Source organism: Enterobacter sp. MG-EB028, from assembly GCF_056673305.1.
In genome coordinates this window covers 2,068,792-2,094,039 of record NZ_CP195079.1, presented here as the reverse complement: position 1 = coordinate 2,094,039, position 25,248 = coordinate 2,068,792, and the positions used below count along the sequence as shown (strand labels likewise).

General features: G+C 54.8%; 24 protein-coding genes, 2 tRNA genes and 1 pseudogene. 12 read left to right on the top strand and 15 right to left on the bottom strand.

Annotated elements, in window-relative coordinates:
• The first annotated feature begins 290 nt into the window (after nucleotides 1–290).
• On the top strand, nucleotides 291–1,316 hold the full coding sequence (purR, locus tag ACR42C_RS09970; protein ID WP_008500597.1) for an HTH-type transcriptional repressor PurR: 1,026 nt from the start codon (nucleotides 291–293) through the stop codon (nucleotides 1,314–1,316).
• A 2-nt stretch (nucleotides 1,317–1,318) separates the two neighbouring features.
• Here the strand turns inward: purR and punR are convergent, their stop codons facing one another.
• Complete coding sequence (gene punR, locus ACR42C_RS09965; protein WP_479985070.1) at nucleotides 1,319–2,245, bottom strand: DNA-binding transcriptional activator PunR; 927 nt, start codon at nucleotides 2,243–2,245, stop codon at nucleotides 1,319–1,321.
• A 114-nt stretch (nucleotides 2,246–2,359) separates the two neighbouring features.
• On the opposite strand from punR, the gene punC reads away from it, so the two are divergent.
• Together punC and cfa are read left to right on the top strand one after the other, a co-directional pair.
• Nucleotides 2,360–3,550 (top strand): purine nucleoside transporter PunC, encoded by a 1,191-nt coding sequence (gene punC / locus ACR42C_RS09960; protein ID WP_479985069.1) that lies wholly within the window; start codon nucleotides 2,360–2,362, stop codon nucleotides 3,548–3,550.
• Between the two features lie 298 nt (nucleotides 3,551–3,848).
• Nucleotides 3,849–4,997 (top strand): cyclopropane fatty acyl phospholipid synthase, encoded by a 1,149-nt coding sequence (cfa, locus tag ACR42C_RS09955; protein WP_116340402.1) that lies wholly within the window; start codon nucleotides 3,849–3,851, stop codon nucleotides 4,995–4,997.
• A 31-nt stretch (nucleotides 4,998–5,028) separates the two neighbouring features.
• Here the strand turns inward: cfa and ACR42C_RS09950 are convergent, their stop codons facing one another.
• Nucleotides 5,029–5,670: a riboflavin synthase gene (locus ACR42C_RS09950; RefSeq protein WP_028012887.1), complete on the bottom strand. Its 642-nt coding sequence runs from the start codon at nucleotides 5,668–5,670 to the stop codon at nucleotides 5,029–5,031.
• Nucleotides 5,671–5,894: 224 nt separating this feature from the next.
• Here ACR42C_RS09950 and mdtK point away from each other — a divergent pair, with 224 nt between their 5' ends.
• The 4 genes from mdtK (at nucleotide 5,895) to ACR42C_RS09930 (ending at nucleotide 9,293) form a co-directional block, all read left to right on the top strand.
• Nucleotides 5,895–7,268 (top strand): MdtK family multidrug efflux MATE transporter, encoded by a 1,374-nt coding sequence (mdtK, locus tag ACR42C_RS09945; RefSeq protein WP_316378978.1) that lies wholly within the window; start codon nucleotides 5,895–5,897, stop codon nucleotides 7,266–7,268.
• 153 nt (nucleotides 7,269–7,421) lie between these two features.
• Nucleotides 7,422–7,498, top strand: a tRNA-Val gene (locus ACR42C_RS09940).
• 4 nt (nucleotides 7,499–7,502) lie between these two features.
• A tRNA-Val gene (locus tag ACR42C_RS09935) sits at nucleotides 7,503–7,579 on the top strand.
• 118 nt (nucleotides 7,580–7,697) lie between these two features.
• A complete protein-coding gene (locus tag ACR42C_RS09930; RefSeq protein ID WP_479985068.1) occupies nucleotides 7,698–9,293 on the top strand; it encodes an FAD-NAD(P)-binding protein in 1,596 nt (531 codons plus the stop codon).
• Between the two features lie 31 nt (nucleotides 9,294–9,324).
• Here the strand turns inward: ACR42C_RS09930 and ACR42C_RS09925 are convergent.
• The 4 genes and pseudogenes from ACR42C_RS09925 to ACR42C_RS09910 all read right to left on the bottom strand — a co-directional run.
• Nucleotides 9,325–9,405 (bottom strand): annotated as a pseudogene (locus ACR42C_RS09925) (carbonic anhydrase); the annotation flags it as partial.
• 179 nt (nucleotides 9,406–9,584) lie between these two features.
• Nucleotides 9,585–12,062, bottom strand: a complete 2,478-nt coding sequence (locus ACR42C_RS09920; RefSeq protein ID WP_479985067.1) for a glycosyl hydrolase family 18 protein — start codon at nucleotides 12,060–12,062, stop codon at nucleotides 9,585–9,587.
• 550 nt (nucleotides 12,063–12,612) lie between these two features.
• Nucleotides 12,613–13,248, bottom strand: a complete 636-nt coding sequence (locus ACR42C_RS09915; protein WP_316378975.1) for a carbonic anhydrase — start codon at nucleotides 13,246–13,248, stop codon at nucleotides 12,613–12,615.
• A gap of 72 nt (nucleotides 13,249–13,320) precedes the next feature.
• Complete coding sequence (locus tag ACR42C_RS09910; RefSeq protein ID WP_316378974.1) at nucleotides 13,321–14,103, bottom strand: MBL fold metallo-hydrolase; 783 nt, start codon at nucleotides 14,101–14,103, stop codon at nucleotides 13,321–13,323.
• A 125-nt stretch (nucleotides 14,104–14,228) separates the two neighbouring features.
• Between ACR42C_RS09910 and ACR42C_RS09905 the strand changes: the two genes are divergently transcribed.
• Entirely contained in the window at nucleotides 14,229–14,369 is a 141-nt protein-coding gene (locus ACR42C_RS09905) for a hypothetical protein (RefSeq protein WP_061098445.1), read from the top strand.
• 35 nt (nucleotides 14,370–14,404) lie between these two features.
• Here the strand turns inward: ACR42C_RS09905 and ACR42C_RS09900 are convergent, their stop codons facing one another.
• The 5 genes from ACR42C_RS09900 to ACR42C_RS09880 all read right to left on the bottom strand — a co-directional run bounded on the left by ACR42C_RS09900 (nucleotide 14,405) and on the right by ACR42C_RS09880 (nucleotide 18,699).
• Nucleotides 14,405–14,884: a GlcG/HbpS family heme-binding protein gene (locus ACR42C_RS09900; protein WP_479985066.1), complete on the bottom strand. Its 480-nt coding sequence runs from the start codon at nucleotides 14,882–14,884 to the stop codon at nucleotides 14,405–14,407.
• Nucleotides 14,885–14,974: 90 nt separating this feature from the next.
• Nucleotides 14,975–15,586 (bottom strand): response regulator transcription factor, encoded by a 612-nt coding sequence (locus ACR42C_RS09895; protein WP_163329016.1) that lies wholly within the window; start codon nucleotides 15,584–15,586, stop codon nucleotides 14,975–14,977.
• Nucleotides 15,579–16,889 (bottom strand): sensor histidine kinase, encoded by a 1,311-nt coding sequence (locus tag ACR42C_RS09890; RefSeq protein ID WP_479985065.1) that lies wholly within the window; start codon nucleotides 16,887–16,889, stop codon nucleotides 15,579–15,581. Before ACR42C_RS09890 ends, ACR42C_RS09895 begins: the two co-directional genes overlap by 8 nt.
• A gap of 91 nt (nucleotides 16,890–16,980) precedes the next feature.
• Nucleotides 16,981–18,387 carry a DUF1996 domain-containing protein gene (locus tag ACR42C_RS09885; protein ID WP_479985064.1) on the bottom strand — a complete coding sequence of 469 codons (1,407 nt, stop codon included), beginning with the start codon at nucleotides 18,385–18,387 and terminating at the stop codon, nucleotides 16,981–16,983.
• 144 nt (nucleotides 18,388–18,531) lie between these two features.
• Nucleotides 18,532–18,699, bottom strand: a complete 168-nt coding sequence (locus tag ACR42C_RS09880; protein ID WP_479985063.1) for a hypothetical protein — start codon at nucleotides 18,697–18,699, stop codon at nucleotides 18,532–18,534.
• Nucleotides 18,700–18,944: 245 nt separating this feature from the next.
• On the opposite strand from ACR42C_RS09880, the gene ACR42C_RS09875 reads away from it, so the two are divergent.
• The 4 genes from ACR42C_RS09875 to ACR42C_RS09860 are packed head-to-tail and all read left to right on the top strand — an operon-like array spanning nucleotide 18,945 to nucleotide 22,008.
• Nucleotides 18,945–19,775, top strand: coding sequence for an ABC transporter substrate-binding protein (locus tag ACR42C_RS09875; protein WP_479985187.1), 831 nt, complete (start codon nucleotides 18,945–18,947; stop codon nucleotides 19,773–19,775).
• Nucleotide 19,776: 1 nt separating this feature from the next.
• Nucleotides 19,777–20,592 carry an amino acid ABC transporter ATP-binding protein gene (locus ACR42C_RS09870; protein ID WP_479985062.1) on the top strand — a complete coding sequence of 272 codons (816 nt, stop codon included), beginning with the start codon at nucleotides 19,777–19,779 and terminating at the stop codon, nucleotides 20,590–20,592.
• On the top strand, nucleotides 20,592–21,338 hold the full coding sequence (locus tag ACR42C_RS09865) for an amino acid ABC transporter permease (protein WP_479985061.1): 747 nt from the start codon (nucleotides 20,592–20,594) through the stop codon (nucleotides 21,336–21,338). Before ACR42C_RS09870 ends, ACR42C_RS09865 begins: the two co-directional genes overlap by 1 nt.
• A complete protein-coding gene (locus tag ACR42C_RS09860; RefSeq protein ID WP_479985060.1) occupies nucleotides 21,322–22,008 on the top strand; it encodes an amino acid ABC transporter permease in 687 nt (228 codons plus the stop codon). The genes ACR42C_RS09865 and ACR42C_RS09860 overlap by 17 nt, the downstream gene beginning before the upstream one ends.
• Here ACR42C_RS09860 and fumD read toward each other — a convergent pair.
• From fumD to ACR42C_RS09840, 4 genes are all read right to left on the bottom strand, one after another.
• Nucleotides 21,989–22,198 (bottom strand): fumarate hydratase FumD, encoded by a 210-nt coding sequence (gene fumD, locus ACR42C_RS09855; RefSeq protein ID WP_008500615.1) that lies wholly within the window; start codon nucleotides 22,196–22,198, stop codon nucleotides 21,989–21,991. The genes ACR42C_RS09860 and fumD overlap by 20 nt on opposite strands.
• Before the next feature lie 110 nt (nucleotides 22,199–22,308).
• Nucleotides 22,309–23,121 carry a MetQ/NlpA family ABC transporter substrate-binding protein gene (locus tag ACR42C_RS09850; protein WP_479985059.1) on the bottom strand — a complete coding sequence of 271 codons (813 nt, stop codon included), beginning with the start codon at nucleotides 23,119–23,121 and terminating at the stop codon, nucleotides 22,309–22,311.
• 148 nt (nucleotides 23,122–23,269) lie between these two features.
• On the bottom strand, nucleotides 23,270–23,938 hold the full coding sequence (locus ACR42C_RS09845) for a methionine ABC transporter permease (protein ID WP_028017271.1): 669 nt from the start codon (nucleotides 23,936–23,938) through the stop codon (nucleotides 23,270–23,272).
• Nucleotides 23,931–24,953, bottom strand: coding sequence for a methionine ABC transporter ATP-binding protein (locus ACR42C_RS09840; protein WP_316378968.1), 1,023 nt, complete (start codon nucleotides 24,951–24,953; stop codon nucleotides 23,931–23,933). Before ACR42C_RS09840 ends, ACR42C_RS09845 begins: the two co-directional genes overlap by 8 nt.
• Nucleotides 24,954–25,248: the final 295 nt, after the last annotated feature.

Below are 25,248 nucleotides of genomic sequence, written 5' to 3'. Positions count from 1 at the left end.
TCTCCTTTTAATCCCCCCACGAAAAGTGAGCTTGCTCATTTTTGCACAGATTCCGTCAAAAATCTTCCTGGATTTATACTGATAACCACTTTACCTCTTCCCCTTTTCATCAAGATAGGCCAAAATTCCACGCTAAATTTATTAGCGTACCGGCCATTGACCCCCTCCTGACGTCCCGTGTCGTTTTCCTGGCGTGCCGCAATCCAAAATTGCGTGATAAGGGTGAGAGAAGGCAAACGTTTACCTTCAAGTTTTTCAGGAGCTTAGGATATGGTCTGGAGTGACATTTAATGGCAACAATTAAAGACGTAGCAAAACGCGCAAACGTTTCCACTACAACCGTATCACATGTAATTAACAAAACCCGCTTCGTGGCGGAAGAGACGCGCAACGCGGTCTGGGCAGCAATCAAAGAGCTGCACTATTCGCCAAGCGCGGTTGCGCGCAGCCTCAAGGTCAATCACACCAAGTCCATTGGATTGCTGGCGACCAGCAGTGAAGCGGCCTATTTTGCCGAGATCATTGAAGCGGTGGAGAAAAACTGCTTCCAGAAAGGCTATACCCTGATTCTCGGCAACGCATGGAACAGCATTGAAAAACAGCGCGCCTACCTGTCGATGATGGCGCAAAAGCGCGTGGATGGCCTGCTGGTAATGTGTTCCGAGTACCCGGAATCCGTGCTGTCGATGCTGGAAGAGTATCGCCATATTCCGATGGTGGTGATGGACTGGGGCGAAGCGCGCGCGGATTTCACCGATTCGGTTATCGATAACGCCTTTGAGGGCGGCTATATGGCCGGCCGTTATCTGATTGAGCGCGGCCATCGCGAGATTGGCGTGATCCCGGGTCCGCTGGAGCGCAACACCGGCGCGGGCCGTCTGGCCGGCTTTATGAAAGCGATGGAAGAAGCGCTGATTACCGTGCCGGAAAACTGGATCGTGCAGGGCGACTTTGAGCCGGAATCAGGCTACCGCGCGATGCAGCAGATCGTCTCCCAGCCGCACCGCCCGACCGCCGTCTTCTGCGGGGGGGACATCATGGCGATGGGCGCCCTCTGTGCGGCCGACGAGCTGGGTCTGCGCGTCCCGCAGGACATCTCCGTGATCGGGTATGACAACGTGCGCAACGCGCGCTTCTTCACGCCAGCGTTGACCACCATTCACCAGCCGAAAGATTCGCTGGGTGAAACCGCCTTCAATATGCTGCTGGACAGGATCGTCAACAAACGTGAAGAGTCGCAGTCCATTGAAGTTCACCCTCGCCTTATCGAACGCCGTTCCGTTGCGGATGGCCCGTTCCGCGACTACCGTCGTTAATCTCATTGCGGAGCCAGCCAGGCTGGCTCCCTCAGCCACTCCCGGTTAAGCGTTTCGCTGTCCCCCAGATAATCCAGAAGCCAGGCCATCGCCGGCGAAACATCATTTTGTTGCCAGGTGAGGCAGCAGGCCGCATCCGGGAACGGATTCTCCAGGGCCAGCTCAACCCACTCACCGGTGTCGATTCGCGGTCGCGCAAAATGAACGGGTACCATCGCGACGCAGAGCCCGGCGCTGAGGCACGTCGCCGACGATTCCCAGTCAGGGGCCACCACCCGCCGCTGGTTGTCCAAAAGCCAGGTGATACGCTTGGGCAGCGAGCGGGAGGTATCCTCCAGCACCAGCGACGGCCAGCCGCGCAGCGTATCATCGCTCAGCGGCCCTTCCATCTTCGCCAGCGGATGATCGCTTGCCACCACGCATTTCCAGCTCAGCATCCCCATATCACGAAAGGCGTAACGCCCCCCGACCGGGATCGCCTGCGTGGCCCCAATGGCCATCTCTGCCCTGCCGTCCGCCAGCGCATCCCAGACGCCGTTGAACACCTCCTGCGAAACCCGCAGTTCGACGTCAGAAAAATGACGGTAGAAATCGACAATCATCTGCCGGGTGCGCTCGGGCTTAACGATGTTATCCACCGCAATGGAAAGGTGTCCCCGCCAGCCGTTCGCGATCTGCTGGCACTGCTCGCGGGTGATCTGCATTTTTTTGATAACAGAACGCCCTTCCTTCAAAAACCACGCCCCAGCAGGCGTTAATTCCACATCACGATGCCGCCGTTCAAACAGCGGTACCGCCAGCCACTCCTCAAGCTGACGTACGGTATAGCTGATAGCCGAAGGGACGCGGTGCAGCTCCTGCGCCGCCCCGCTAAAGCTGCCGTTACGTGCGACAGCATCGACCACTTCAAGAGAATAATCTGACCACATTTTCTGCCTGCAAAAAATTTGAATGCACCCGCCAAATATTAGCGTTTCACAAGCGGCTTTGCACTCCCTACACTCAGCGCCAACGTATACCTGCCTCCTCAGGAGAATAAAACAGTGCAACCCAGGAAAGGTTTTTTAGTCTGGCTCGGCGGCTTAAGCGTGCTGGGCTTTTTGGCCACCGATATGTACCTGCCGGCTTTCGCCGCCATGCAGGAAGATTTGCAAACCCCTGCTGCCGCCATCAGCGCCAGCCTGAGCCTGTTCCTTGCCGGTTTTGCCTTCGCGCAGCTGCTCTGGGGACCGCTTTCGGATCGCTTCGGCCGTAAACCGGTACTGCTGCTGGGTCTGGCCATTTTTGCCGTGGGCTGCCTGGGAATGCTATGGGTGCGCGATGCCACCTGGCTGCTGGTACTGCGGTTTGTTCAGGCGGTCGGCGTCTGTGCCGCTGCCGTGACCTGGCAGGCGCTGGTCACCGACTACTACCCGGCAAACCGCACCAACCGTATTTTCGCCACCATTATGCCGCTGGTAGGGCTTTCACCTGCCCTTGCTCCGCTGCTGGGTAGTTGGATCCTCGCGCACTTTGACTGGCAGGCCATCTTTGCCACGCTGTTTGCCATCACGCTGGTGCTGATGCTGCCGGCATTCGCCCTCAAGCCCGCGCATAAAAAAGAGGTGCACGCAGACGCGAAGCCGATCACCTTCACCTCCCTGCTCAGCACCAAAGCGTATCGCGGCAACGTTCTGATCTATGCCGCCTGCTCGGCAAGCTTCTTCGCGTGGCTCACCGGTTCGCCGTTCATTCTGCACGATATAGGCTACAGCCCTGCAGCCATCGGCCTGAGCTATGTTCCACAGACTATCGCGTTCCTGGTGGGCGGGTATGGCTGCCGCGCGGCGCTGCAAAAGTGGGAAGGTCAGCAGATGCTGCCATGGCTGCTGGTGCTGTATGCGCTGAGCGTCATCGGGACCTGGGCCGTTGGCTTTATTCCGGGTGCCGGTCTGGCCGAAATTTTGATTCCATTCTGCGTGATGGCCGTCGCGAACGGGGCGATCTACCCTATCGTGGTGGCGCAGGCGCTGCGTCCGTTCCCGCAGGCGACAGGCCGCGCGGCCGCGCTGCAGAACACCCTGCAACTGGGGCTGTGCTTCCTGGCAAGTCTGGTAGTCTCAGCGCTGATTGCCACGCCGCTGCTGACGACAACCAGCGTAATGCTGGCTACCGTTGCGCTGGCCGTCATAGGCTATCGCATGCAGGCTGCCGCGCAGGATGAGAGTACGCAGGTTGAAACCTCGCACGCCTGATCGCACCAGGAACTATGTTAATTTTCAGTGATTAGGTTGCTAAGAATTTTCTATTGAATCACCAAATTTTGAGGCCTATACTAAATTTGGTTCGATTAAATACGATAAATATTAAGTGTTAACGGGAGCCGGAGTGCTCCCGTTTTACCATGGAAGGCATTTCGGCAAGGGTTATCTCCCTTCCTCTGTTCTACGTCGGATACTAGCCTCGCGGTATTTACCGTGAGATTTCTCACAAACCAAAAAAAGCGTCTACGCTGTTTTAAGGTTCTGATCACAGTAGGGTGATGGAGAAGCTATGAGTTCATCGTGTATAGAAGAAGTCAGCGTTCCGGACGATAACTGGTCCCGGATCGTCAGTGAACTGTTAGGTCGGGCAGGCATCACTATCAATGGATCATCGCCATCCGATCCTCAGGTTAAACATCCCGATTTTTATAAACGCGTGTTGCGGGAGGGATCGTTAGGTCTGGGAGAAAGCTATATGGACGGCTGGTGGGAGTGCGAACGGCTGGATACCTTTTTCGCCAGCGTGCTGCGTGCCGGTCTGGAAAAACAGCTCCCTCGCAATCTGAAAGACACCCTGCGTGTCGCCTCTGCCCGCCTGTTTAATCTGCAAAGTAAAAAACGTGCGTGGATCGTCGGCAAAGAGCATTACGATCTCGGCAACGATCTGTTCAGCCGCATGCTGGACCCCTTCATGCAATACTCCTGCGCCTACTGGAAAGAGGCGTCGACGCTTGAAGAGGCTCAGCAGGCCAAGCTGCGCCTGATTAGCGAGAAATTGCAGCTACAGCCCGGCATGCGCGTGCTGGATATCGGCTGCGGCTGGGGCGGACTGGCGTATTTTATGGCGAAGCACTACGGCGTCAGCGTGGTCGGCGTGACGATCTCAGCAGAACAGCAAAAAATGGCGCGAGAGCGCTGTCAGGATCTTGATGTGGATATTCGGCTGCAGGACTACCGTGACCTGAATGAGCAGTTTGACCGGATCGTTTCCGTCGGCATGTTCGAGCACGTGGGGCCAAAAAACTACGACACCTACTTTGAGGTGGTGGACCGTAATCTGAAACCGGACGGCATCTTCCTGCTGCATACCATCGGCTCGAAGCGGACCGACAATAACGTCGACCCGTGGATCAACAAATACATCTTTCCGAATGGCTGTTTACCGTCCGTTCGCCAGATTGCCAACGCCAGCGAATCCCATTTCGTCATGGAAGACTGGCATAACTTCGGCGCGGATTACGACACCACGTTAATGGCCTGGCATGCGCGTTTTCAGGAAGCCTGGCCTGAAATTGCGGACAACTATTCTGAACGATTCAAGCGGATGTTTAGCTATTATCTGAATGCCTGCGCGGGGGCGTTTCGCGCGCGCGATATTCAGCTCTGGCAGGTTGTTTTCAGCCGAGGGATTGAACACGGCTTGCGGGTCGCACGCTAGAAAAATACCCCCGGCAAGCCGGGGGTATTTTTTATTCTTCTTCTACAGCTTTAATTATTGCGGCTTCTTTTGCGGCCAGCACGCGCTCAACGGTATCTACAACCGCCTGGGTTTGCGGATCGATTTCGATATTCACGCGATGCCCCAGTTTTTTCGAACCCAGCGTGGTGCGCTGCAGCGTCTCGGGAATTAAATGCACGCAAAAACGCGTCGGAGTAACTTCTCCTACCGTCAGACTAATCCCATCAATGCCAATAAACCCTTTATAGAGGATGTATTTCATTAATGACGGGTCCTGCACTTTAAACCAGATTTGACGGTTATTTTCTGATGTAACGATTTTCGCCACTTCGGCGGTGGTCATGATGTGCCCGGACATCAGGTGGCCGCCAATCTCGTCGCTGAACTTCGCCGCGCGCTCAACGTTGACGGTGTCCCCCACCACCAGCTCGCCCAGGTTGGTAATACGCAGCGTCTCTTTCATTAAATCAAAGCTAATCTGGTTGCCATTAATTTCGGTGACGGTCAGGCAGCAGCCGTTATGGGCAACCGAGGCGCCGGTTTCGATGCCGTCGAGCATATATTCCGGCAGCTCTACAACATGCGTACGAAAATTAGGTTTTTCATCAATGGACACCACTTTGGCGGTGCCCTGCACAATACCAGTAAACATGCTTACAACTCCTGTTTTTTCCGGACGGTGGTAACACCGTTTAATCCCACCACAATAACAGTTGGAAAAACAGGTTGCCAGCGGAGCGCATTTTCTGGCGATTTTTTCACTAGATAAATAGCTAAAGCCCGCTACAATAGCTGGCACCCCCCTGCATTTTCTTCTTGCTGCCAGTTACGGCGGCTTTTTTGTCTCTCATATAACTACAAAATAAAGGTGTTCACGTGCAGAAGTACATGAATGAAGCGCGCCAGTTATTGGCACTGGCTATACCAGTGATCGTCGCGCAAGTGGCCCAGACCGCAATGGGATTTGTGGATACGGTAATGGCAGGTGGCTACAGCGCCACCGATATGGCGGCCGTTGCCATCGGCACGTCAATCTGGCTTCCGGCCATCCTGTTCGGCCACGGTCTGCTGCTCGCGCTCACGCCGGTTATCGCTCAGCTCAATGGCTCGGGTCGTCGCGAGCGTATTGCCCATCAGGTCCGCCAGGGTTTCTGGCTGGCAGGGTTTGTCTCCGTGCTGATTATGGTCGTGCTCTGGAACGCGGGCCATATCATTCGCGCCATGCACAATATTGACCCGGCGCTGGCAGACAAAGCCGTGGGCTATCTGCGCGCCCTGCTCTGGGGAGCGCCTGGTTACCTCTTTTTCCAGGTAGCACGTAACCAGTGTGAAGGGCTGGCGAAAACCAAGCCCGGCATGGTGATGGGCTTTATCGGCCTGCTGGTAAATATTCCGGTGAACTATGTCTTTATTTACGGTCATTTCGGCATGCCGGAGCTGGGCGGCGTCGGCTGCGGCGTGGCGACGGCGGCCGTTTACTGGGTAATGTTCTTCAGTATGATCGCCTATGTGAAACACGCCCGTTCAATGCGCGATATTCGCAACGCAAAGAGCTTCAGCACGCCGGACTGGAGCATCATGACGCGTCTGGTACAGCTAGGCTTGCCGATTGCACTGGCCCTGTTCTTTGAGGTGACGCTCTTTGCCGTGGTCGCCCTGCTGGTCTCCCCGCTGGGGATTGTTAACGTGGCCGGGCACCAGATTGCCCTCAACTTCAGCTCTCTGATGTTCGTCCTGCCGATGTCGCTGGCGGCGGCGGTGACGATTCGCGTTGGCTTCCGCCTGGGCCAGGGCTCGACGCTGGATGCGCAAACGGCCGCGCGTACCGGGCTGGGCGTCGGCGTCTGTATGGCCATCTGTACGGCGCTGTTCACGGTGGCACTGCGTGAGCAGATCGCCCTGCTCTACAATGACAACCCGGACGTGGTGACGCTGGCCTCACACCTGATGCTGCTGGCTGCGGTGTATCAGATTTCTGACTCCATCCAGGTGATTGGCAGCGGCGTATTGCGCGGATATAAAGACACGCGTTCGATCTTCTTTATTACCTTTATCGCCTACTGGGTGCTGGGTCTGCCGGCTGGCTACGTGTTGGCGCTGACCGATCTGGTCGTTGATCGCATGGGGCCAGCCGGATTCTGGATGGGCTTTATCATCGGACTCACATCGGCGGCGATCATGATGATGCTGCGCATGCGCTTCCTGCAGCGCCAGCCGTCAACGATGATTTTGCAGCGCGCTGCACGTTAACTACGCAGTAGCCGCCGCCCGGCGGCTACTTTCTCTTCACTTTGCGCGGTAATGAAGCAATCGCGTGAAATCAGAGAGAAAAATGCGTTTTCCCTCTTGCCTCCTTGGTGCTGTGCCGCTAATATTCGTCCCCGTTGTCACCGACAACACGTTGCGTTCATAGCTCAGTTGGTTAGAGCACCACCTTGACATGGTGGGGGTCGTTGGTTCGAGTCCAATTGAACGCACCATTCTGCGTCCGTAGCTCAGTTGGTTAGAGCACCACCTTGACATGGTGGGGGTCGGTGGTTCGAGTCCACTCGGACGCACCATTTCAGTCCTGAAATGGTGCAAATCCTCTCTTGTTACCCTGAATTTTCTTAATCCCTTATTTCCATCATTATTCTCCTGCTACGCTTTTCTTATGGAAAAAATACAGGAAGCGCGTCAATGAAGAATATCGCGATTATCGGCTCCGGCCCCACAGGGATTTACACCTTTTATCATTTGCTGAATAACAGCACCCCGCTCTCCGTGTCAGTCTTTGAACAGGCCGATGAAGCCGGCGTAGGCATGCCCTATAATGACGACGATAATTCCCGGCTGATGCTGGCGAACATTGCGAGCATTGAAATTCCCCCCATTTTTATGACCTACCTCGACTGGCTCAAGGAACAGAGCGACATCCATCTGGCGCGCTTTAAGGTTGATAAAGCCAGCCTGCATGATCGGCAGTTCCTGCCCAGACTCCTGTTGGGAGAGTATTTTCGCGACAGCTTTCGTTCAATTGTAAAAGAGGCTCAAAAGCTGGGGTTCCAGGTTACGGTCCATGAATCCGCGAAGGTAACGGACATCATCCCCTCGACATCCGGCGTAACGCTTTCAGTCAATGACGACACCTTGCCCGATCAATTCGACCTGGCGGTTATCGCCACCGGCCATGTCTGGCCAGAAGAGGATGAAGCCACGCGCACGTTCTTCCCAAGCCCGTGGTCCGGTTTGATGGACGCCAGCATTCCCCCTTGCCGCGTGGGCATTATGGGAACCTCGTTGAGCGGTCTGGACGCGGCTATGGCGGTGGTGATGCAGCACGGTGAGTTTCGTGATGGTGAATTCATCCTCGACAAAGGCAGCGAGGGGTTAAACATTACGCTATTGTCCCGAACGGGCATTCTGCCGGAAGCCGATTTTTACTGCCCTATCCCTTATGAACCGCTGTCGGTATTGACCGAATTCGTGGTTGAAAGCGAGATAGCCAAAGGATCGGATGGCCTGCTTGACCGCATCTTTGCTCTGATGGTGAAAGAGCTTGAACTCGCCGACCCGGCGTGGTGCGAGAAAATTTCTCTGCGTAACCAGGATGCCGACAGCCTTCGTGAGGCGTGGTTTGAGGATCGTAAACGGCACGGGCCCTTCACCTGGGCGGAAGAGAACCTCAGCGAGGTTGAGCGGAACAAACGTGAACGCCGTACCGTGGCCTGGCGCTACACCGTACTTCGGCTGCATGAGGTCGTTCAGGAGATCGTTCCGCATCTCAGCGAGCAGGACAGAAAACGCTTTAAGCAGGGCCTGGCGCGCGTGTTTATCGACAACTATGCCGCCATCCCGCCGCAGTCTATTCGCAGGCTTCTCGCGCTTCGCGAGGCAGGCATCATTAGCGTGACAGCGCTCGGCGATGATTACACGCTTGATGCCGGCAGCGATCGGACAGTCATCACCACACGAGAGACCGTTTATCGTTTCGACGTTTTTATTGACGCTCGCGGGCAAAAGCCGCTCAAAACGAAAGATCTGCCCTTCCCGACGATACGCAAACGACTGGAAGCAACGGGGGAAGAAATACCCGATATCGGCGAGGATTACACGCTACAAGCGCCTGAATCGGTTCGCGGGCGCATCGCTTTCGGCGCGATACCCTGGCTGATGCACGATAGTCCCTTCGTTCAGGGGCTGGCGGAGTGCGCGGAGATTGCAGAAGCGATGGCGAAGGCGGCTGAAAAACCTGCCTCAGGGGTACGGCGTCGATTACCTTACGTGGAGAACTGACAGGGCTTCCATGCCCTGCAAAGCAAGATGACTCGAAGAACACGTCCGTGTTTTCAGACAGCGAGACGAAGGTTCTCGTTGCTTTATCCAGCACACAAATTTTGCCGAGTTCACTGCCGTCTCCCCAGACGTATTCTTTGTGTTCCGGAATTCGCTAACATATCGATAAACCTACCGGTAATGAAAATCCCCCCTGTCCTACTCCGCCGGGCATGTGGAAAGAGAAATTTGTCATGCTATTAAAAAGCCGCAATATTACTATTGCGGCTTTTTTCAGACATTATGGATCCTTTATTTTGTTGACTGAAGCATTCCTTCCGATACCGTCAGGCTGTTTAGAACATTGAAGATTTTGGCATCTTTTGTATTTCCGTCAGCTGTAGCGATAAAGAATTTGTCGCCCACCTTAGGAAGCGTAGAGGCTGTCTCACCCAAAACATAACCTGCGTAGTCCATGTTGGATGTGCCCCATCCAGAACACTTATTCGTGCTGCCTCCTTTAAATTTCCCCTGGAACCAGGAACCGCAGAAAGTCGTGCTCACTTTTCCAGTGGCATCCTGGGAATCTATGTAGAGGTTGAAATATTGATACGAGGCATAATACTGGGTGGGGATACCAACAGAATATTTAAACTGCGAGCCTACCCTTTCTGTTTTTGCCCAGTCGATGTTTGCAGACGTTGCAGTCGCAAAGTCCTCAACAGTAAATTGATAGGTTAAAACAACATTGTTACTTTCATCCATCACTTTAAGGAGATGTCCTTCACGGAGATCTTTGCCCTTAAAGCTGATTTTTGTATAGCCATTCCCAAGATCGGTCTGAACAATTGGAGTTTGGTCAACGCCTGCCCCATAGCTTCCGCCTGAGTAGGGCTGACCATCATGGAAATCGTCTCGCTGCAACACAACGTTATATTTTTTCCCCTGCACACTGGCAGTATTTTGAGACCATTCAAGTGAAGGAGCATAACTTTCCTTATTCACTGCGACGTCTTTGATCTCCGTATCAACGGGTACCGTATCGTTATGCGTAAACGGTGCAAACACCTCGCTGAAAGCATACTGCGGTGCCTGTGATTCTGTCAGACCACTGTGTTCCGGAGAGACCTGCCCCGGTACACCCGGCTGATCGCGCATCATCGACCACATACCGATCATACCCATATCGCGATCCTGAGCATCGTCCTCCACCAACTTCGCATCGGAGATATAGAACACTTCACCCTGAACGTCGTTATAGCCGTTCATTGGCGTGACGCCCATCATCGCATTAATTTCTTTGTCTGATTTATCGGTGAAGATCTGCTTCAATTGACTGAAGAGGTTTTCAATGGCTGACGTTGCGCATGCGCCATGGATATTTTGCCCTTCCGTTCCGTCGGACTGGCAGATACTACTGCCATAATCCATCGCCATCACGTTCACCCCTGCCAGGTTTACCCCCTTTGCTTTTGCATCGTTCAGCACATACAGACCGTCTGACGTCAGCCCCGTAGGCAGGACAGGCAGAGTGTACCAGATACCTACACTGCGGCCTTCGGACTTCCACTGATCCTGCACCGCTTTAACAGCTTCGTTGCGACGATTGATGGAGTCATGATCGGCAACCCACGTCCCTTCAATATCGAAATCCAGAACGTTCAGGTTCAGATTTTCAACAATGTCATAATAATGCTGTTGTAGGTCGGATACATTTTTGCAAGAGGCTGCCAAAGGTGAGTTGTTGGCGCCACCGATCGATACCATTACATCGCCGCCCGCCTCACGCAGTGCCTTGATTTTGCTGTACTGGGCATAATCGTTAATATTATACGCAGTGCCCCAGGTTGGCAGGCAGGTGTCAGCATCTTTACTCACCACAAATGCCATGGTGAAGTGAGTGACATTCTCTTGTTTCGCCAGAGTTGCCAGATCCGGGATGCTGTTCAGCGTAAAATCGACGTATGGTGCATAAACATGGGCTGGCCACGGCGCTGAAGGTGTACCCACCATCGCTTTGGTTCCAGACCAGTCGATATATACTTTCCATGGGTTTGTATCAGAAGGACTTACTTTCTGAACTTTCGCCTGGGAAACGAAATTCTCCCCGTTATAGCGAATTAACGTACCACTCGCGTAAAGTGTGCTGTCACTAAACACAGGTGCGTTATTTAACTGATCCTCTGTATACACAACAACTGCACCCAACGGTTTCCATGGGCGTCCGTTGGTGCCTGTCGGGTTCTGGTTGGCAGGTAGAGAAGGATCCTCGCCGACTGTATAGAACAGAGCTTCATATTCCTGACCGTCTTTCTGAACCTTATCCCCTTTATTGTAAGTGGTAGTTGAAATCCACTGCGGGACCTCCGAATAAAGAGCCCAGGGGTTACCTTCACCTGGAGCAAAACCATACGGGCTTTGAGCTGTGGAGGTTTTCCAGGTTGTACCGTTATAAGTGACGACATCATTTGCGTTATAACTGTTAGCGCTGTTGTAGTCCGGGTAGGTCACATCGCCGCCGCTGGTCTCACAAGTCGTAGGATTACCGTACTGGCTCATTTCTGCACTTGTCGCAACACGTTCATACTTCCAGGGATTGCTGTCAGACTCGGTCCCCGGGCAGTCGGTTTTAGCGACCCACCATGCATTGGTGTAAACGTTGCTGTCATAAATGACTTCATAGGGCCCCGAACCTTCCTGCCCGTTCCATGCTTCAAGCGCAAATACCGGCACGGCAGAACATAATAATCCAACAGCAAGCATCGCTTTACTCATTGCACTGAGTTTCATTTATTTTTTCCTTGTCGCAAAAAAATTAAGCTAATAGAAGAATGATTAGCAATACAACTCTATAAGCATCTCACGCAATGAGGAATTTAAAAGCACAGCAGGCAATAAAACCAAGAATTCAGCCTGCAAGACAGACCAGATATTAATAGATATCAGTTATATCTGCCTCAGACAAATATTCACACCTAATATACCAACCCGCCCCCAATAAACAATAAAACACCTTACCATCTGACACTGTCATTATTTACGTGAGTTATATTTAAGGGCTATTAATTTACCCTGATTAATGTTTCGTAAAACATCTCAATTTTTATTTTAACACAGGCAATGTGCGGACGATGATTTCACAACACTGTACATTACCGTTTCACGGTTTTTTAATCCGTGCAGAAAAATGCCGCGCAAAAAAAACGTTCTGCCTTTTAACGACGCGATGTAAATAGCTGGATGCTACGGATGAAGGTAGCGGAAATACCCGTTTCTGGTTTACGGCGGAGATTACTTTACGTTGAAAACTGACAGGGCTTCCATGCCCTGCAAAGCGAGATTACTCGAAGAACACGTCCGGGTTCTCAGACAGTGAAACGAAGGTTTTCGTCGCTTTATCCAGCGCGCGGATATCGCCGCTTTCAATGTCATACACCCAGCCGTGAAGGCGAAGCGAGTTATTACGCAGGCCCACCGCGACGGACGGGTGGGTTTTGATGTTGCTGAGCTGCGCAAACACGTTCTCCTGCACCATCGCATTCACTTTATCGATCGGCTTATCCCAGCTTTTTTTCTCAACCACGGCTTTTGCCGCGTCGGAATAGCGCAACCAGTGCGATACAGCAGGCATTGGCTCCAGGTTCGCGTTATCGGCAATCGCCTTCATCGCGCCGCAGTTGGAGTGGCCGCAGATCACGATGTCGGTCACGCCCAGCGCCACTACCGCATACTCGATGGTTGCAGAGACGCCGCCTGGCTCCGGCCCGAACGGAGGGACAATGTTGCCAGCATTACGAATGACAAAGAGCTGTCCCGGCTCTTGCTGGGTGACCAGTTCAGGAACCAGACGGCTGTCGGAGCAGGAGATAAACAGCGCTTTGGGATTCTGGCTGGACGCTAAACTGCGAAAGAGCTCTTTACGTTGCGGGAAAATCTCTTTTTGAAAGCTGAGAAAACCTTCAATGATATGTTGCATAGCAATTTCTCTTTTATCTGTTTTCGTTTAGGTATGATCGCGATCACACTCGTAAAGTTTACCCACCGTACTTTACCTGAGACAAGCAATATATTTCTGGCCCGACCGCTGCACGATGTCGTCGGCACCGGCCTGGATGTTCTGCCCTTCGAACGCGCCGTAAAGACGAGCGAACGGTTTTCCCGCCAGGCGCCGGGTAACGTCCTCAACCGTACGGGCAGGCAGCGGAAGCATATTCGGGTAGCTCCACATAAACGACACGGCATCTTTCCCCGGGGTGACCTGCAAAATATCCCCTGCCAGCAAAACGCCCTCGCCTTCCTGCCAGTGCAGCACCGTCCCGCCCGCAAAATGCCCGCCGAGGCGCAGCAGCGTGACCGAGGGCATAATCTCCAGCGCGTCGCCATCCCAGAAATGAATCGCCGGGCTGTCGCGCATCACCCACTCCTTATCGCTGGCGTGGAGATAGACCGGCGCATCGAAAGCCGCTGCCCACGCCTGCATCGTGGTGTAATAGTGCGGGTGCGAAATCGCAATGGCGTGAAGGCCACCGAGCGCGGTGATGAGCGTTTGGGTTGCGGGATCGAGGTTGGCAATGCAGTCCCACAGAATATTGCCGTGGGGGGTGCGCAGAAGCAGCGCTCGCTGGTTAATAGCAAAGGACGGTACCGTTTTGATACTGAACAGCGCGGGCTCCAGCTGCTGCCACTTGTTCGCGTGTGTGGCCGTCACCGTCGCGTAATCAATCCACGCCTGACCGCTGGCCGGGACATACTGGCGTTCATCCTCGCAAATCGGACATCTCTCCGGCTTTCCATCATAGGAAGTACCGCAGGTTCTACAGAGTGTAATCATGAGCGCTCCTCGGTGATAAAGCACTGAGTATGGCAGGGATTATCCTTATGTGCTGCGAGGTACATTGCCGGCTTTTTTTACCCTATACTGTGCCAGTATCAAAACCCGAACAGAGCAGGTGCAACATGGAAATTGATCTCGATAACTTAGTTTTTAACGGACTGGATGAAGCGGAAGAGCGTAACGCGGAACGTCTGGACGACGCGGATAAAAAAGCGCAGGCGGTTGTTGCTGACGACGACTGCGGTGATGCTTGCAAGATTTGATAAGAAAAGCACCGGAAAACCGGTGCTTTTTTTTACTACTTTTTCAGCCCGTCAATGGCCGCCTGAGCGCAGGCTTCATCAAGATGACCGCCCGGCGCACCGCCGATGCCGATAGCCCCAATCACCTCATCACCTTCTTTTACCGGCAGCCCGCCGGCCAGCAGCAGGAAGCCTGGAATATCACGCATATTCTGTGCGCCCGCATTGCTCTGCGCCGCTTCCATTACTTTGCCTGACGCATTCTTTGCGCTAAGCGCCGTAAACGCTTTCATTTCGCTGGCTTTTACCGTGTGAGGACCGGCGTTATCCATACGCTGCACCGCTTTTACCACGCCCGCACGGTCAACCACGGTAACAGCAACCTGGTAATTTTTCGCTGCGCACGCCTGAATGGCGGATGTTGCCAGCGCGTTAGCCTGGGTCAGAGAGAGATTTTTTTGGGTCAACGTCTCGGCCTGCGCGGCCAGACTTACGCTAACCGCGACCAGTGCCGCAACCATCATGACTTTTTTCATCGCACTTCCTCGCGTGTTGTTAGACATCCCGGAGGTTACTTAACGGCGCGATGAAACGTAATTCGGTTGATTACGCACTCCACCTGGTAGTTATACGGATTGCAATTTGTCGTACGCCCGGCTCGCCTGCACCAGGCTAGTAACGCCGAGCTTGGCAAACGCCGCTGCGCGGTGCGCTTCCACGGTCCTCGGGGAAAGATTCAGACGTGCAGCAACCTCTTTATTACTGCACCCTTCCATCAGTACAGTCAGCACCTCGTGCTCCCGCGCGGTTAGCTGTTCAAAGCGTGCTTTGATCTGTGAAAGATCCTGCCAGGCGGCAGACCGTCGCTGGCTCTCCTCAAAGGCCAACCCAACCGTTTCGATGAGTTTATCGGCGTCTAACGGTTTGGTGAAAAACTCAAACACGCCGTTGCGAAACGCGCGACGGCAGGCGTCAATCGTTCCGTGCCCGGTCATGATAATAATCGGCAGCAGCGGCCACGGCCATTCGCCCTCCTCCAGCCACGTCAGCCCGCCTTTGCCCGGCATGCGCATATCCAGAAGCAGACAGCCGACGAGCGTCGATTCATCGCGCTGCGCCTTAGTAAAGGCCTCGACGCTCTCAAAGGCCTTAACCTGCCAGCCCATCCCTGACAGTAAAAACGCCAGGGATTCTCTGATGGACTCGTCGTCATCAATGAGCCAGACCACCTTATCCATGCTTTATCTCCTTTCCTGCTGCCAGCTGCAAGCGGATCTGCGCCCCACCCTGCGGGGCATTGCCCAGGGCGATCGAGCCGTTCATGCGCGTCATCAGCGTCTCCGTTAAGGTCATCCCCAGCCCAATTCCGCCGGTACGTCCGCTAAAGAATGGCATAAATGCGTTCTGCAGAGCATCCGGGCTAAACCCGGGCCCGCCGTCGGTCAGAGTCACCAGAATGCCCTTCTCATTTTTCTGACTGTCGATTCGCACCCAGCCGTGCATGCTCTCCTGCTGCGCCTGAATCGCATTGCTGAGCAGATTGTGCAGGATCTGTTCCAGCCAGAGTCGGTCCGCCATCACGATCGTGGCATCCGCAGCAAACGCATGAATGACCGCGATACGCCGGGATTTACGCTCGTGCTCCAGTAAATTCTCCACCTGCTGCCAGCACTGCACCAGATCGGTTTCGCGCAGGGTCACCTTCTCCTGTACCACATGCTCGCGAAACCGCGTCAGCAAAGCGCTGATACGCTGCGTTTGCAGCAGCGCGGCCGCGAGCGCCTGCGAGACGGCCTGCGGATTATCCTGCTGCTGTCGCTGCGCCCCCTGGATCCAGGTTTGCACGGCGGTAAGCGGCTGATTGATTTCATGGACGATGCCCGCAGTGATCTCCCCCAGCGTGTTAAGCCTGGCATGCTGATAATAAAGTGCACGCTGCTCGGCCTGCTGGCGCTGTTTGCGCTGCCAGAGCACGGTTCCCGCGCCTGCAATCACCATTCCCCACGTCAGAAAGAGCAGCGGATACGCCAGCCAGGAGACCCTGAACCAGTCCGGATCTGCCGTGGCAGTGAGAATAAAGGGTTGTGTATGCTGCGGGAAGGCGCGCTGCCAGTGCCAGAACGCGCCTGTAGACCCCGGTTGTTCGTCATTCGAGAGGTTCAGATGCAGCTCTGCAAAGCGATGGCCCGGCGCAAGCAGCGCGGTTAAGTCGATCAGGACGCGGATCTGCCGCCACGGGTTGTATAGCCAGTACTGAACACCGCTAAACGGCTCCACGCGCGCGGCGTCCAGTGCACGACCGGTGGTTTTTTCCAGGGCCTTAATGTGGGGGAATTTTTTGCGCAACGCGGCGAGGTCTTCATCGCCATTCAGAAGCGGAAGCACCGACTCGTTTTGCGTCAGCACGGCGCCGATCGCCGAATACAGCGCCGTAAACTCGCGATCGCGCTCCCAGAACTGGCGGCGTATCTGTTCCGCATACAGCAGCACGCCGCTTATCAGGCAGACCAGCACCCATACCGCGATGCTGCGCTTTATCATTTTTTTTATGCTCATAGCGTTAACTGGCACCGTCATTCAGGCTATCGACATTACCAGTTAACGTTGATGAGAACAAAAAAACGCGGCGCGATCAGATCTCCGGCGTTTTGCTAAAGCCGGTCAGCATGAGGATCAGGCTTTGTGGGGATGCTGCCGTCTCAAACTGGTAGTGATTGCCCTGACGATCGCCGCCGATGTACCACGAAATCTCGGTTTTCCCTTCTGCCAGCGCCTTGCGCACCGCTTTATCCACGTCCACCATCCGGTATTCGCGGGAGTGGTTAAGGTAAAGCACCGCATCCGAACGGTAGTTACAGGCTGGCCGCGACTGCCAGCTCACGCTGGCCGGATCCCAGTCGTTGCTTGCCGGATAGAAGAAGATTTGATCCGCGCCGTTGGTTTCCACTTTCCCGCCATAAATCCGCACGCGGTATTTAAACTGCGCAGGATCTTGTCCGGCAGGCAGCGGCGGAATATGGAACTTCACCAGCGACAGCGTTTCGCTGTTTCTCGTGCGTCCGCCGTTCTGCCAGTTATCCTGCACCAGCAGGGCCTGGGGATCGGGCTGGGAAAGCGCTGGCTCCAGGCTGCTGAGCCAGACGTTGGCTTTCGCTTTTGAATAACCATACGGAACGGTAGTGCCACAATCCAGCCCGCGATTCATACACATGTCAGTCATAAAGCGCGCGGCGTCTTCCGTCCAGCCGTTCATAAAGTCAGCATGCGCCGTATACAGGCTTCCCCATCGCTCTTCACGCTCGTCGCCGTGCATGATGGGGTCGAGGGAAAGCTGCGCTTTGCTGGTATCGAGCGAGCTAATTGTCGGGAGCACGTACGCAATGTTCATGTTCACGGTGGGAATTTTCACCGGGAAATCGGACGGGCACTGCCCTTTGGTGTCGTAGGTGGCGTTGACAAGACCGTGGGCGGGCTTCAGGTTTACCCCGTCCCAACAGTTCGGAAACTGAATGCCGATATTAAACTGCACAGCATCGTTCGCCTTGCGTAAGCCGCAGACCTCACCCGTTTTGGTGGTGTAGCCATTGCCGTTAGCGCACAGGAAGGTGATATGTGGATTCGGCGCGGTGCCGTGATGATCGCCCGCCAGCAGCGACAGCCCCGCCGGGAATGGGTGCAGCGGCCAGGCGTACACGTTCGATGCCTGATAATAGGTTTTTTGATAGGCAGGTTTAACCACCGTTCCGTCAGGCAATCTCAGAGAGGGTGCCCAGTAGGCCGAGCTGTCTGCTTTGTTATCGCAGGTGGTCTTTTCATCTCTACGCAGCGATTCACGGCTGGAGAAGGCATCCGTTTGCACGTTGCCAAAAAAATCGTGCAGCATAGCCTCGTTGGGCATGCCGTACATCATAATGGCATCGTCGCCGAGCGTGTGGGAGTAACCGCAGACGACATGCGCCTGTGGCGCAGCGTGTGCCGCCTGCATGGCAAAAAGTAGTGCGGTGGCAGAAAGTGCCGGGGTTAATACTGTCCGTTTCATTATCATCTCCCTCTGAGAAAGGAGATATTGGTAACAAAACGGCTATGGTTTACCGAGGATTTGCCCGCGTATTTTTCCGTTCATCCCTGCTTTACATGCAGCACGCACAGCTCATTCCAGTACATTTCGCGCGTGCGGCGCAGTTCAGCGTGACGTTTTATCATGGAACCACTCCGGGTCGATGGTGGCAACGTCCACGCCATACAGGCTGGCAACAGGCAGTATCGACTCAAGAACACGCTGCGCGCTGTTCTCCGCATTCGCGGGTCGGGTCGCAAAAAACCGCCGTAACGTGCTGATCCATTTTTTCATCGTCTTTACTCCTCTTGCTTCACCTGATCTAAGTTAAACACTCAAATTTGGCGCGGGGGAAATACCAATATCGACTGTTCATGTGCAGTATCTGCAAATAGCCTTCCCTTTTATTTACCTGTTCATAACACCCTGTTCACTAATGCTTTTTTTCTCATAGCAAAGAACGATTTCTTATTTGGTGATAGCTTTCGCTTATGGGAGCGTAGCGGGGTAAAACAAAAACAACGGGATGGCGAATGACTATGGCAGCAAACATGAAAGGGTTTACCAAACGGACACTGGTTCTGGGATTACTGGCGGCGGGCAGCCTGCTTTCAGCACAAGCACAGGCCGATCGGCTGGCGGATATTAAGGCCGCAGGGGTGGTGAAAGTGGCCACGTTTGACGCCAACCCGCCGTTTGGCTCTATTGATGCCAAAACGCACGAGATCGTGGGTTATGACGTGGACTTCGCCAAAGCGCTGGCGCAATCACTCGGCGTGAAGCTTGAGCTGGTTGCCACCAATCCGGCGAACCGAATTCCACTGCTTCAGTCCGGTAAAGCGGATCTGATTGTGGCGGATATCACCATCACCCCGGAACGCGCGCAGGTGATTGATTTCTCCACCCCCTATTTCGTGACCGGACAACAGTTTCTGGTTCCGGCTAAATCATCGGACAAGCTTGATGACTATAGCCGGGCGCGCATTGGTGCAGTGAAAGGGACAACGGGTGAGCAGGCGCTGCACCAGCGTTTCCCGCAGTCTCGCGTGCTTTCTTATGATGATATTCCTCTGGCGCTGACGGCACTGCGCAACGGCAACGTGCAGGCCATCACCCAGGACAGCACTATTCTTGCAGGCCTGCTGGCACAGGCCCCGGATAAAGCGAACTTTAAAATCCTCCCCGATCTGCTCAGCAAGGAAGAGATTGGCGTTGGGGTGAAAAAAGGCGAAGCTGAGCTGCTGAAGGCCGTCAACGACGAGCTGGTTAATCTTGAGAAGAACGGTCAGGCGGCAAAAATCTACGATGTCTGGTTTGGCCCAAACACCCCCGCCCCACAGCCTCGCGCCTTTAAAATAGAAGCTCAGTAATATGCTCTCAGGTTTATTTTCACACTCCGCGGCCAGCGCCGCGGATTTTTCACATCTGGAACACGCCAGTGTCGAGTTTCGTGACGTCGTTAAACGTTACGGCGACCACGAGGTATTAAAAGGCATTAACCTCAGCATCTCTCCGGGTGAAGTGGTGGCAATCCTCGGTCCATCCGGTTCAGGTAAATCGACGTTGATCCGTCTTATCAACCAGCTTGAAACCCTCAGTGACGGCGACATTCTGATTGATAACAAACCCACCGCCCGACTTGCAGCTGCGGCCCTGCGCCAGTTACGCAGCCGCGTCGGTTTTGTTTTCCAGCAGTTCAATCTTTACGCCCACCTCACCGCCAGCCAGAACATTACCCTGGCACTGGAGCACGTGCACGGCTGGAAGCCGCAGCCTGCCCAGGCGCGCGCCCTGGCACTGCTGGAAAAAGTCGGCATGCTTGATAAAGCCCACCACTTTCCCGCGCAACTCTCCGGCGGCCAGCAGCAGCGCGTGGCGATTGCTCGCGCGTTGGCCTCGTCGCCGCAAATCATTTTGTTCGATGAGCCCACCTCCGCGCTGGATCCGGAGATGATTGGCGAAGTGCTGTACGTGATGAAGGCCCTCGCCCACAGCGGGATCACCATGATTGTGGTGACCCACGAGATGCAGTTTGCCCGGGAGATTGCTGACCGGATCGTCTTTATCGACGGCGGGCAAATTCTGGAAACCGCTCCGCCGGCACAGTTTTTCAGCCAGCCGTCACATCCGCGTGCGCGGCGGTTCCTGCAAAAAGTGCTCGACCCGCTTCACCAGGAGCCGCTGTAATGCACGCGTTCGACTGGCAGGGCGTGCTGACCGGGCAGCCCCTGCAGTGGATATTATCCGGTTTTCTCACCACGCTGTGGGCCACGCTTGCGGGAGTGGCGCTTGCCACCCTGCTAGCGCTGTTGTTTCTGCTTCTTCGCCTCTCCGCAGGACGGTTTGGTCATGCCGTCGTCAGCGGCTGGGTCTCGCTGTTTCGCAACACGCCGCTGCTTGTGCAGCTCCTGTTCTGGTACTTCGCCGCCTGGAACGGCCTGCCGCTCGGGCTTAAGGACGTCGTGAATGCCGATCACGCCTGGTCGATTCTGCCCGGTGACGTCTGGTGGTTCACCCCTGAATTTTTATGTTCTGCCTGGGGGCTGGGCGTGTTCACCTCAGCATTTTTAATTGAGGAGATTGAGTCCGGGCTGCGTTCCGTCCCCGGCGGACAGCGGGAAGCGGCGCTGGCGCAGGGGTTTTCTGCCTGGCGGTTATTTCGCTACATTCTGCTGCCGCAAGGATTGGCGAACGCCTGGCAGCCTGTCGTTGGTCAGTATCTCAACCTGATGAAGCTCTCCTCCCTCGCCAGCGGAATTGGCTTTGCCGAACTCACCTGTCAGGTGCGGCAGATCGAAAGCTACAACGCGCACGCGCTGGAGGCCTTTACCGTGGGAACCGCACTGTATCTGCTTACCGGCGTTGTGATGGGTACGCTACTGACGCGACTCGGCCCCCGCGCAGGGAGGGCTCAGCATGATTGCCGGATTTAACGTGATTGCTGATAACCTGGATTATCTGCTGTGGGGACGTGCCGCTGCGGGTGAGCCCGGAGGCGTGTTGCTCTCGCTGCTGATGGCCGCGGGTGCCGCCATACTTGCTTTGCCCGGCGGTATTGCGCTGGCGTGCGCCGCGTGGCGCTATCCCGGACCTGGGCGTAAGGCGCTGTTTTTATGGGCAGAGTTGATACGCGGTATTCCGCTCATCTTTGTGATTTTCTGGATGTGGTATCTGCTGCCGCTGATGACCGGCGGCGATCTGCCGGGGGCGCTTACCGTCACGCTGGCGCTGGCCTGGTTCACGGCGGCATCGGTCATGCATTCGGTTCTCGCCGGGCTAAACGCGTTGCCCGCCGGGCAATATGAAGCGGCACTGACCCAGGGGTTCAGCACGCGGCAAACCCTGTGGCGCGTGCTGCTCCCGCAGGTAATGCGCAATATTCTGCCGTCTCTGGTGGGGATATTTATCAGCCTGCTGAAGGATACGTCGCTGGCGTTTATCGTGAACGTCCCGGAACTGACCACCGTAGCGGGCCAGGTCAACAACCGGGTGCAAATCTACCCGGCGGCCATTTTTATCTTTACGGGCGTGGTCTACTACCTGCTCTGCTGCGCGCTCGAGCAGCTTGCGAAACGCTGGCGCCTTACCCGGCCAGCGCTTTAACCACCGTTTCCATCGCTTCGGTCGTCAACTCACTGCGTTTAACGCGCTGGTTCGCCAGCGCGGTTCGCAGGACTCCGGCAATGACAATATGCTTTGGCTCCTGCCCTAAATCACGCATCTCAAGCACCACCTTCCCGACCACCCGGCACATCTCCTGGTACAGCGCTTCATCTTTGGTCACGTTACCCATCGTCATCACTCCATTGCCTGTTAAACGTTGAGCTTAAATGATTCTCCTGCCGGATACAAAAAAGAAGCCCGGCGAGATACTCGCCGGGCTTCATCTTGAAAATCAGGTAATTAGTTGTTTACGGGAATGACCGCGCCTTTGTATTTGGTGCGGATCCAGTCCTGAATCTCTTTGGAGTGCAGCACGTTCACCAGCGCGACAATGTCTTTCTTCTTCTCGTCGCCGCGATGCACGGTAATGATGTTGGCGTACGGGTTGTTTTCACCACTCTCGACCGCAATCGGGTCATGAACCGGGTCCAGACCGGCGTCAATCGCGTAGTTGGCGTTAATCACCACCGCGTCGCCTTCGTCGTTGTTGTACATCTGCGGCAGCAGAGAGGCTTCAACGTTTGGCGTGAACTTCAGCTTTTTCGGGTTCTCGACGATATCGCTGATGCGCGCGGTCACTTTATCGATGCCCGGCTTCAGCTTGATCACGCCCTCTTTTTCGAAGATGGAGAGAATACGGCCTTCTTCGGAAACCGCATCACGCATGATGATCTTGCCGCCTTCCGGCAGGTCCTTCAGCGATTTGTATTTTTTGGAGTAGATGCCGATGGGCTCAATGTGGATCGCGCCCGCACTGACAAAGTCATAGTCTTTATCGCCCGCGTGATCTTTCAGCACGCTGTTCAGGTAAGGAATATGCTGGAAATAGTTGGCGTCAATGTCATGTCCCGCCAGCGCGGTATTGGGCAGAATGTAGTCCTGGAACGGTTTGATCTCCAGGTCGATACCCTGCTTCGCCAGAATTGGCTTGGCCTGCTCCAGAATTTCGGCGTGCGGCGTGTTGGACGCGCCCACGGTCAGAGTGTCGGCCCAGGAGGCGAAGCTCAGGGCGCTCAGGGTTACGGCGGCAATCAGCGTCAGTGTCTTTTTCATGATGTGGTTCCTGTGTGTTGTTGTTACCCTAAATAGTTCGAGTCACAGGAAGGCGGCAAGTGAGCGAATCCCCAGGAGCTTACATACAGTAAGTGACTGGGGTGAACGAATGCAGCCAACGCGCCTGAGGCTCGAAATATGACGGGTATTAGCGTTTATCTAACAGTGATGTAATGACATCGCCGCAGAACTGGATAATGAAAACGATGATCAGAATGGTCACCGTTGCCACCAGCGTGACGTCACCATGGTTGCGCTGGAATCCTTCCAGATAAGCCAGATTTCCCAAACCGCCGGCGCCAATCACCCCCGCCATCGCGCTGTAGCTCACCAGCGCAATGAGCGTCACCGTTATGCCTGATACCAGTGCAGGTGATGATTCCGGCAGCAAAACCCGAAACACTAACGTGCTCAGTCGTGCGCCCATCGAGCGCGTTGCTTCTATAACGCCTTTGTCCACTTCACGCAGGGCGATCTCCACCAGGCGTGCGTAGAACGGTGCGGCGCCCACAATCAGCGCTGGCAGCGCCGCGTTGGCGCCAAGAATGGTGCCGACGATGGTCTTGGTGAAAGGGATCAGCAGGACAATCAAAATGATGAACGGAATAGAGCGGAACACGTTCACCACAATCGAAATCACGCTGTAAACCGTGCGGTTGTGGAACAGCCCGCCGCGCGCGGTTAAAAACAGCGCCAGGCCCAGCACGATGCCCAGCACAAAAGTCGCTACGCCGGAAAGCGCGGTCATGTAAAGCGTCTCCAGCGTTGCCGCCCAGAGTTGATCCCACTTGAGATGCGGAAAGAGATTCTCAGCCATGTTTAATCACCTCGCCTTCAATATCGCTGTGCTGCAGGTCGGCGAGGATATTGTTCAGTTGTTCGTCGGATGCCACCACGTGCACCCAGAGCTGGCCAAACACGCCGTGGGCGGTTTGGGTCATTTTCCCGTGCAGGATGTTAAACGGCAGGCCGTAGCGCAGGGTTAGTTCACCCACGATCGGCTTATGGGTGCTGTGCCCGGTAAAGGTCAGCCTGATGACCGTGCCTTCCAGATCGTTTGCCAGTTCGGTATTGAAGGTTTCTTCCTCAGCGTACTGGCTCACCTGGCGGACAAACTGCTGCGTAATCGGCTGCTGCGGATGGGTAAAGACGCTCAGCACGTCGCCCTCCTCCACGACTTTACCGTTCTCCATCACCGCCACGCGGTCGCAGATTTTGCGCACAACGTGCATCTCGTGCGTGATCAACACGATGGTGAGTTTGAAGCGACGGTTAATGTCCAGCAGCAGATCGAGGATCTGATCGGTGGTCTGCGGGTCGAGCGCGGACGTGGCTTCATCGCAGAGCAGCACATCAGGGTTGTTAGCCAAAGCACGCGCAATACCCACGCGCTGCTTTTGCCCGCCGCTCAGCTGCGACGGATACGCATGCTCACGCCCCTTCAGGCCAACCAGATCCACCAACTCGGCCACGCGCGCCTTAATCCGGGCTTTTGGCACACCGGCGATTTGCATCGAGAAAGCGATGTTCTCGCTCACCGTGCGCGACCACAGCAGGTTGAAGTGCTGGAACACCATGCTGATTTTCAGACGCGCCTGACGCAGCGCTTCACCTTTTGCCGCAGAGATATCCTGCCCGTTAATTGTGACGCTTCCGGCGCTGGGTTTTTCCAGACCGTTCAGCAGACGAATCAGCGTGCTTTTCCCGGCGCCGCTGTAGCCGATAATGCCGTAAATCTGTCCCTGCTCTATCGTCAAATTGACGTTATCAACGGCAGTCAGCGCGACCTTTCCGTTGTCGAAAACCTTCGAAATATTCCTGAGTACGATCATTCTTATTCGTTATCCGATCCGCCCTTGGCGGTTTAGCAGTATGGATGTCCAAAAGATAGTAAACAGGCGTTATCAGCTTTTAAATGAACAAAAAAGCATGTGTTATAACCTGAGGTAATAAACAGCGGATTTAGAGGGTCGAAAGCATTTAGACCAATTTCAGCAATAATTATCTGTCAGACGCATATCAGCTGGCTGACTGGCTAAAAAAACGGTCATTTTTGCAGCATTTTATGCGGATATAGCCATCCTCACTTCCAGACAACTTTACGTCTTGCTGTCCTGCCATCCAAAA

Excerpts from the sequence above, each read along its gene's own strand:
- ACR42C_RS09895 (WP_163329016.1), bottom strand. The coding sequence starts at position 15,586 with ATGGATAAGGTGGTCTGGCTCATTGATGACGACGAGTCCATCAGAGAA.
- ACR42C_RS09920 (WP_479985067.1), bottom strand. The coding sequence starts at position 12,062 with ATGAAACTCAGTGCAATGAGTAAAGCGATGCTTGCTGTTGGATTATTA.
- ACR42C_RS09845 (WP_028017271.1), bottom strand. The coding sequence starts at position 23,938 with ATGGCTGAGAATCTCTTTCCGCATCTCAAGTGGGATCAACTCTGGGCG.
- cfa (WP_116340402.1), top strand. The coding sequence starts at position 3,849 with ATGAGTTCATCGTGTATAGAAGAAGTCAGCGTTCCGGACGATAACTGG.
- purR (WP_008500597.1), top strand. The coding sequence starts at position 291 with ATGGCAACAATTAAAGACGTAGCAAAACGCGCAAACGTTTCCACTACA.
- ACR42C_RS09900 (WP_479985066.1), bottom strand. The coding sequence starts at position 14,884 with ATGAAAAAAGTCATGATGGTTGCGGCACTGGTCGCGGTTAGCGTAAGT.
- ACR42C_RS09910 (WP_316378974.1), bottom strand. The coding sequence starts at position 14,103 with ATGATTACACTCTGTAGAACCTGCGGTACTTCCTATGATGGAAAGCCG.
- punR (WP_479985070.1), bottom strand. The coding sequence starts at position 2,245 with ATGTGGTCAGATTATTCTCTTGAAGTGGTCGATGCTGTCGCACGTAAC.
- fumD (WP_008500615.1), bottom strand. The coding sequence starts at position 22,198 with ATGGGTAACGTGACCAAAGATGAAGCGCTGTACCAGGAGATGTGCCGG.
- ACR42C_RS09860 (WP_479985060.1), top strand. The coding sequence starts at position 21,322 with ATGATTGCCGGATTTAACGTGATTGCTGATAACCTGGATTATCTGCTG.
- ACR42C_RS09950 (WP_028012887.1), bottom strand. The coding sequence starts at position 5,670 with ATGTTTACTGGTATTGTGCAGGGCACCGCCAAAGTGGTGTCCATTGAT.
- ACR42C_RS09865 (WP_479985061.1), top strand. The coding sequence starts at position 20,592 with ATGCACGCGTTCGACTGGCAGGGCGTGCTGACCGGGCAGCCCCTGCAG.
- ACR42C_RS09880 (WP_479985063.1), bottom strand. The coding sequence starts at position 18,699 with ATGAAAAAATGGATCAGCACGTTACGGCGGTTTTTTGCGACCCGACCC.
- ACR42C_RS09905 (WP_061098445.1), top strand. The coding sequence starts at position 14,229 with ATGGAAATTGATCTCGATAACTTAGTTTTTAACGGACTGGATGAAGCG.
- ACR42C_RS09875 (WP_479985187.1), top strand. The coding sequence starts at position 18,945 with ATGGCAGCAAACATGAAAGGGTTTACCAAACGGACACTGGTTCTGGGA.
- ACR42C_RS09850 (WP_479985059.1), bottom strand. The coding sequence starts at position 23,121 with ATGAAAAAGACACTGACGCTGATTGCCGCCGTAACCCTGAGCGCCCTG.
- ACR42C_RS09930 (WP_479985068.1), top strand. The coding sequence starts at position 7,698 with ATGAAGAATATCGCGATTATCGGCTCCGGCCCCACAGGGATTTACACC.
- ACR42C_RS09915 (WP_316378975.1), bottom strand. The coding sequence starts at position 13,248 with ATGCAACATATCATTGAAGGTTTTCTCAGCTTTCAAAAAGAGATTTTC.
- ACR42C_RS09890 (WP_479985065.1), bottom strand. The coding sequence starts at position 16,889 with ATGATAAAGCGCAGCATCGCGGTATGGGTGCTGGTCTGCCTGATAAGC.
- ACR42C_RS09840 (WP_316378968.1), bottom strand. The coding sequence starts at position 24,953 with ATGATCGTACTCAGGAATATTTCGAAGGTTTTCGACAACGGAAAGGTC.
- ACR42C_RS09885 (WP_479985064.1), bottom strand. The coding sequence starts at position 18,387 with ATGAAACGGACAGTATTAACCCCGGCACTTTCTGCCACCGCACTACTT.
- ACR42C_RS09870 (WP_479985062.1), top strand. The coding sequence starts at position 19,777 with ATGCTCTCAGGTTTATTTTCACACTCCGCGGCCAGCGCCGCGGATTTT.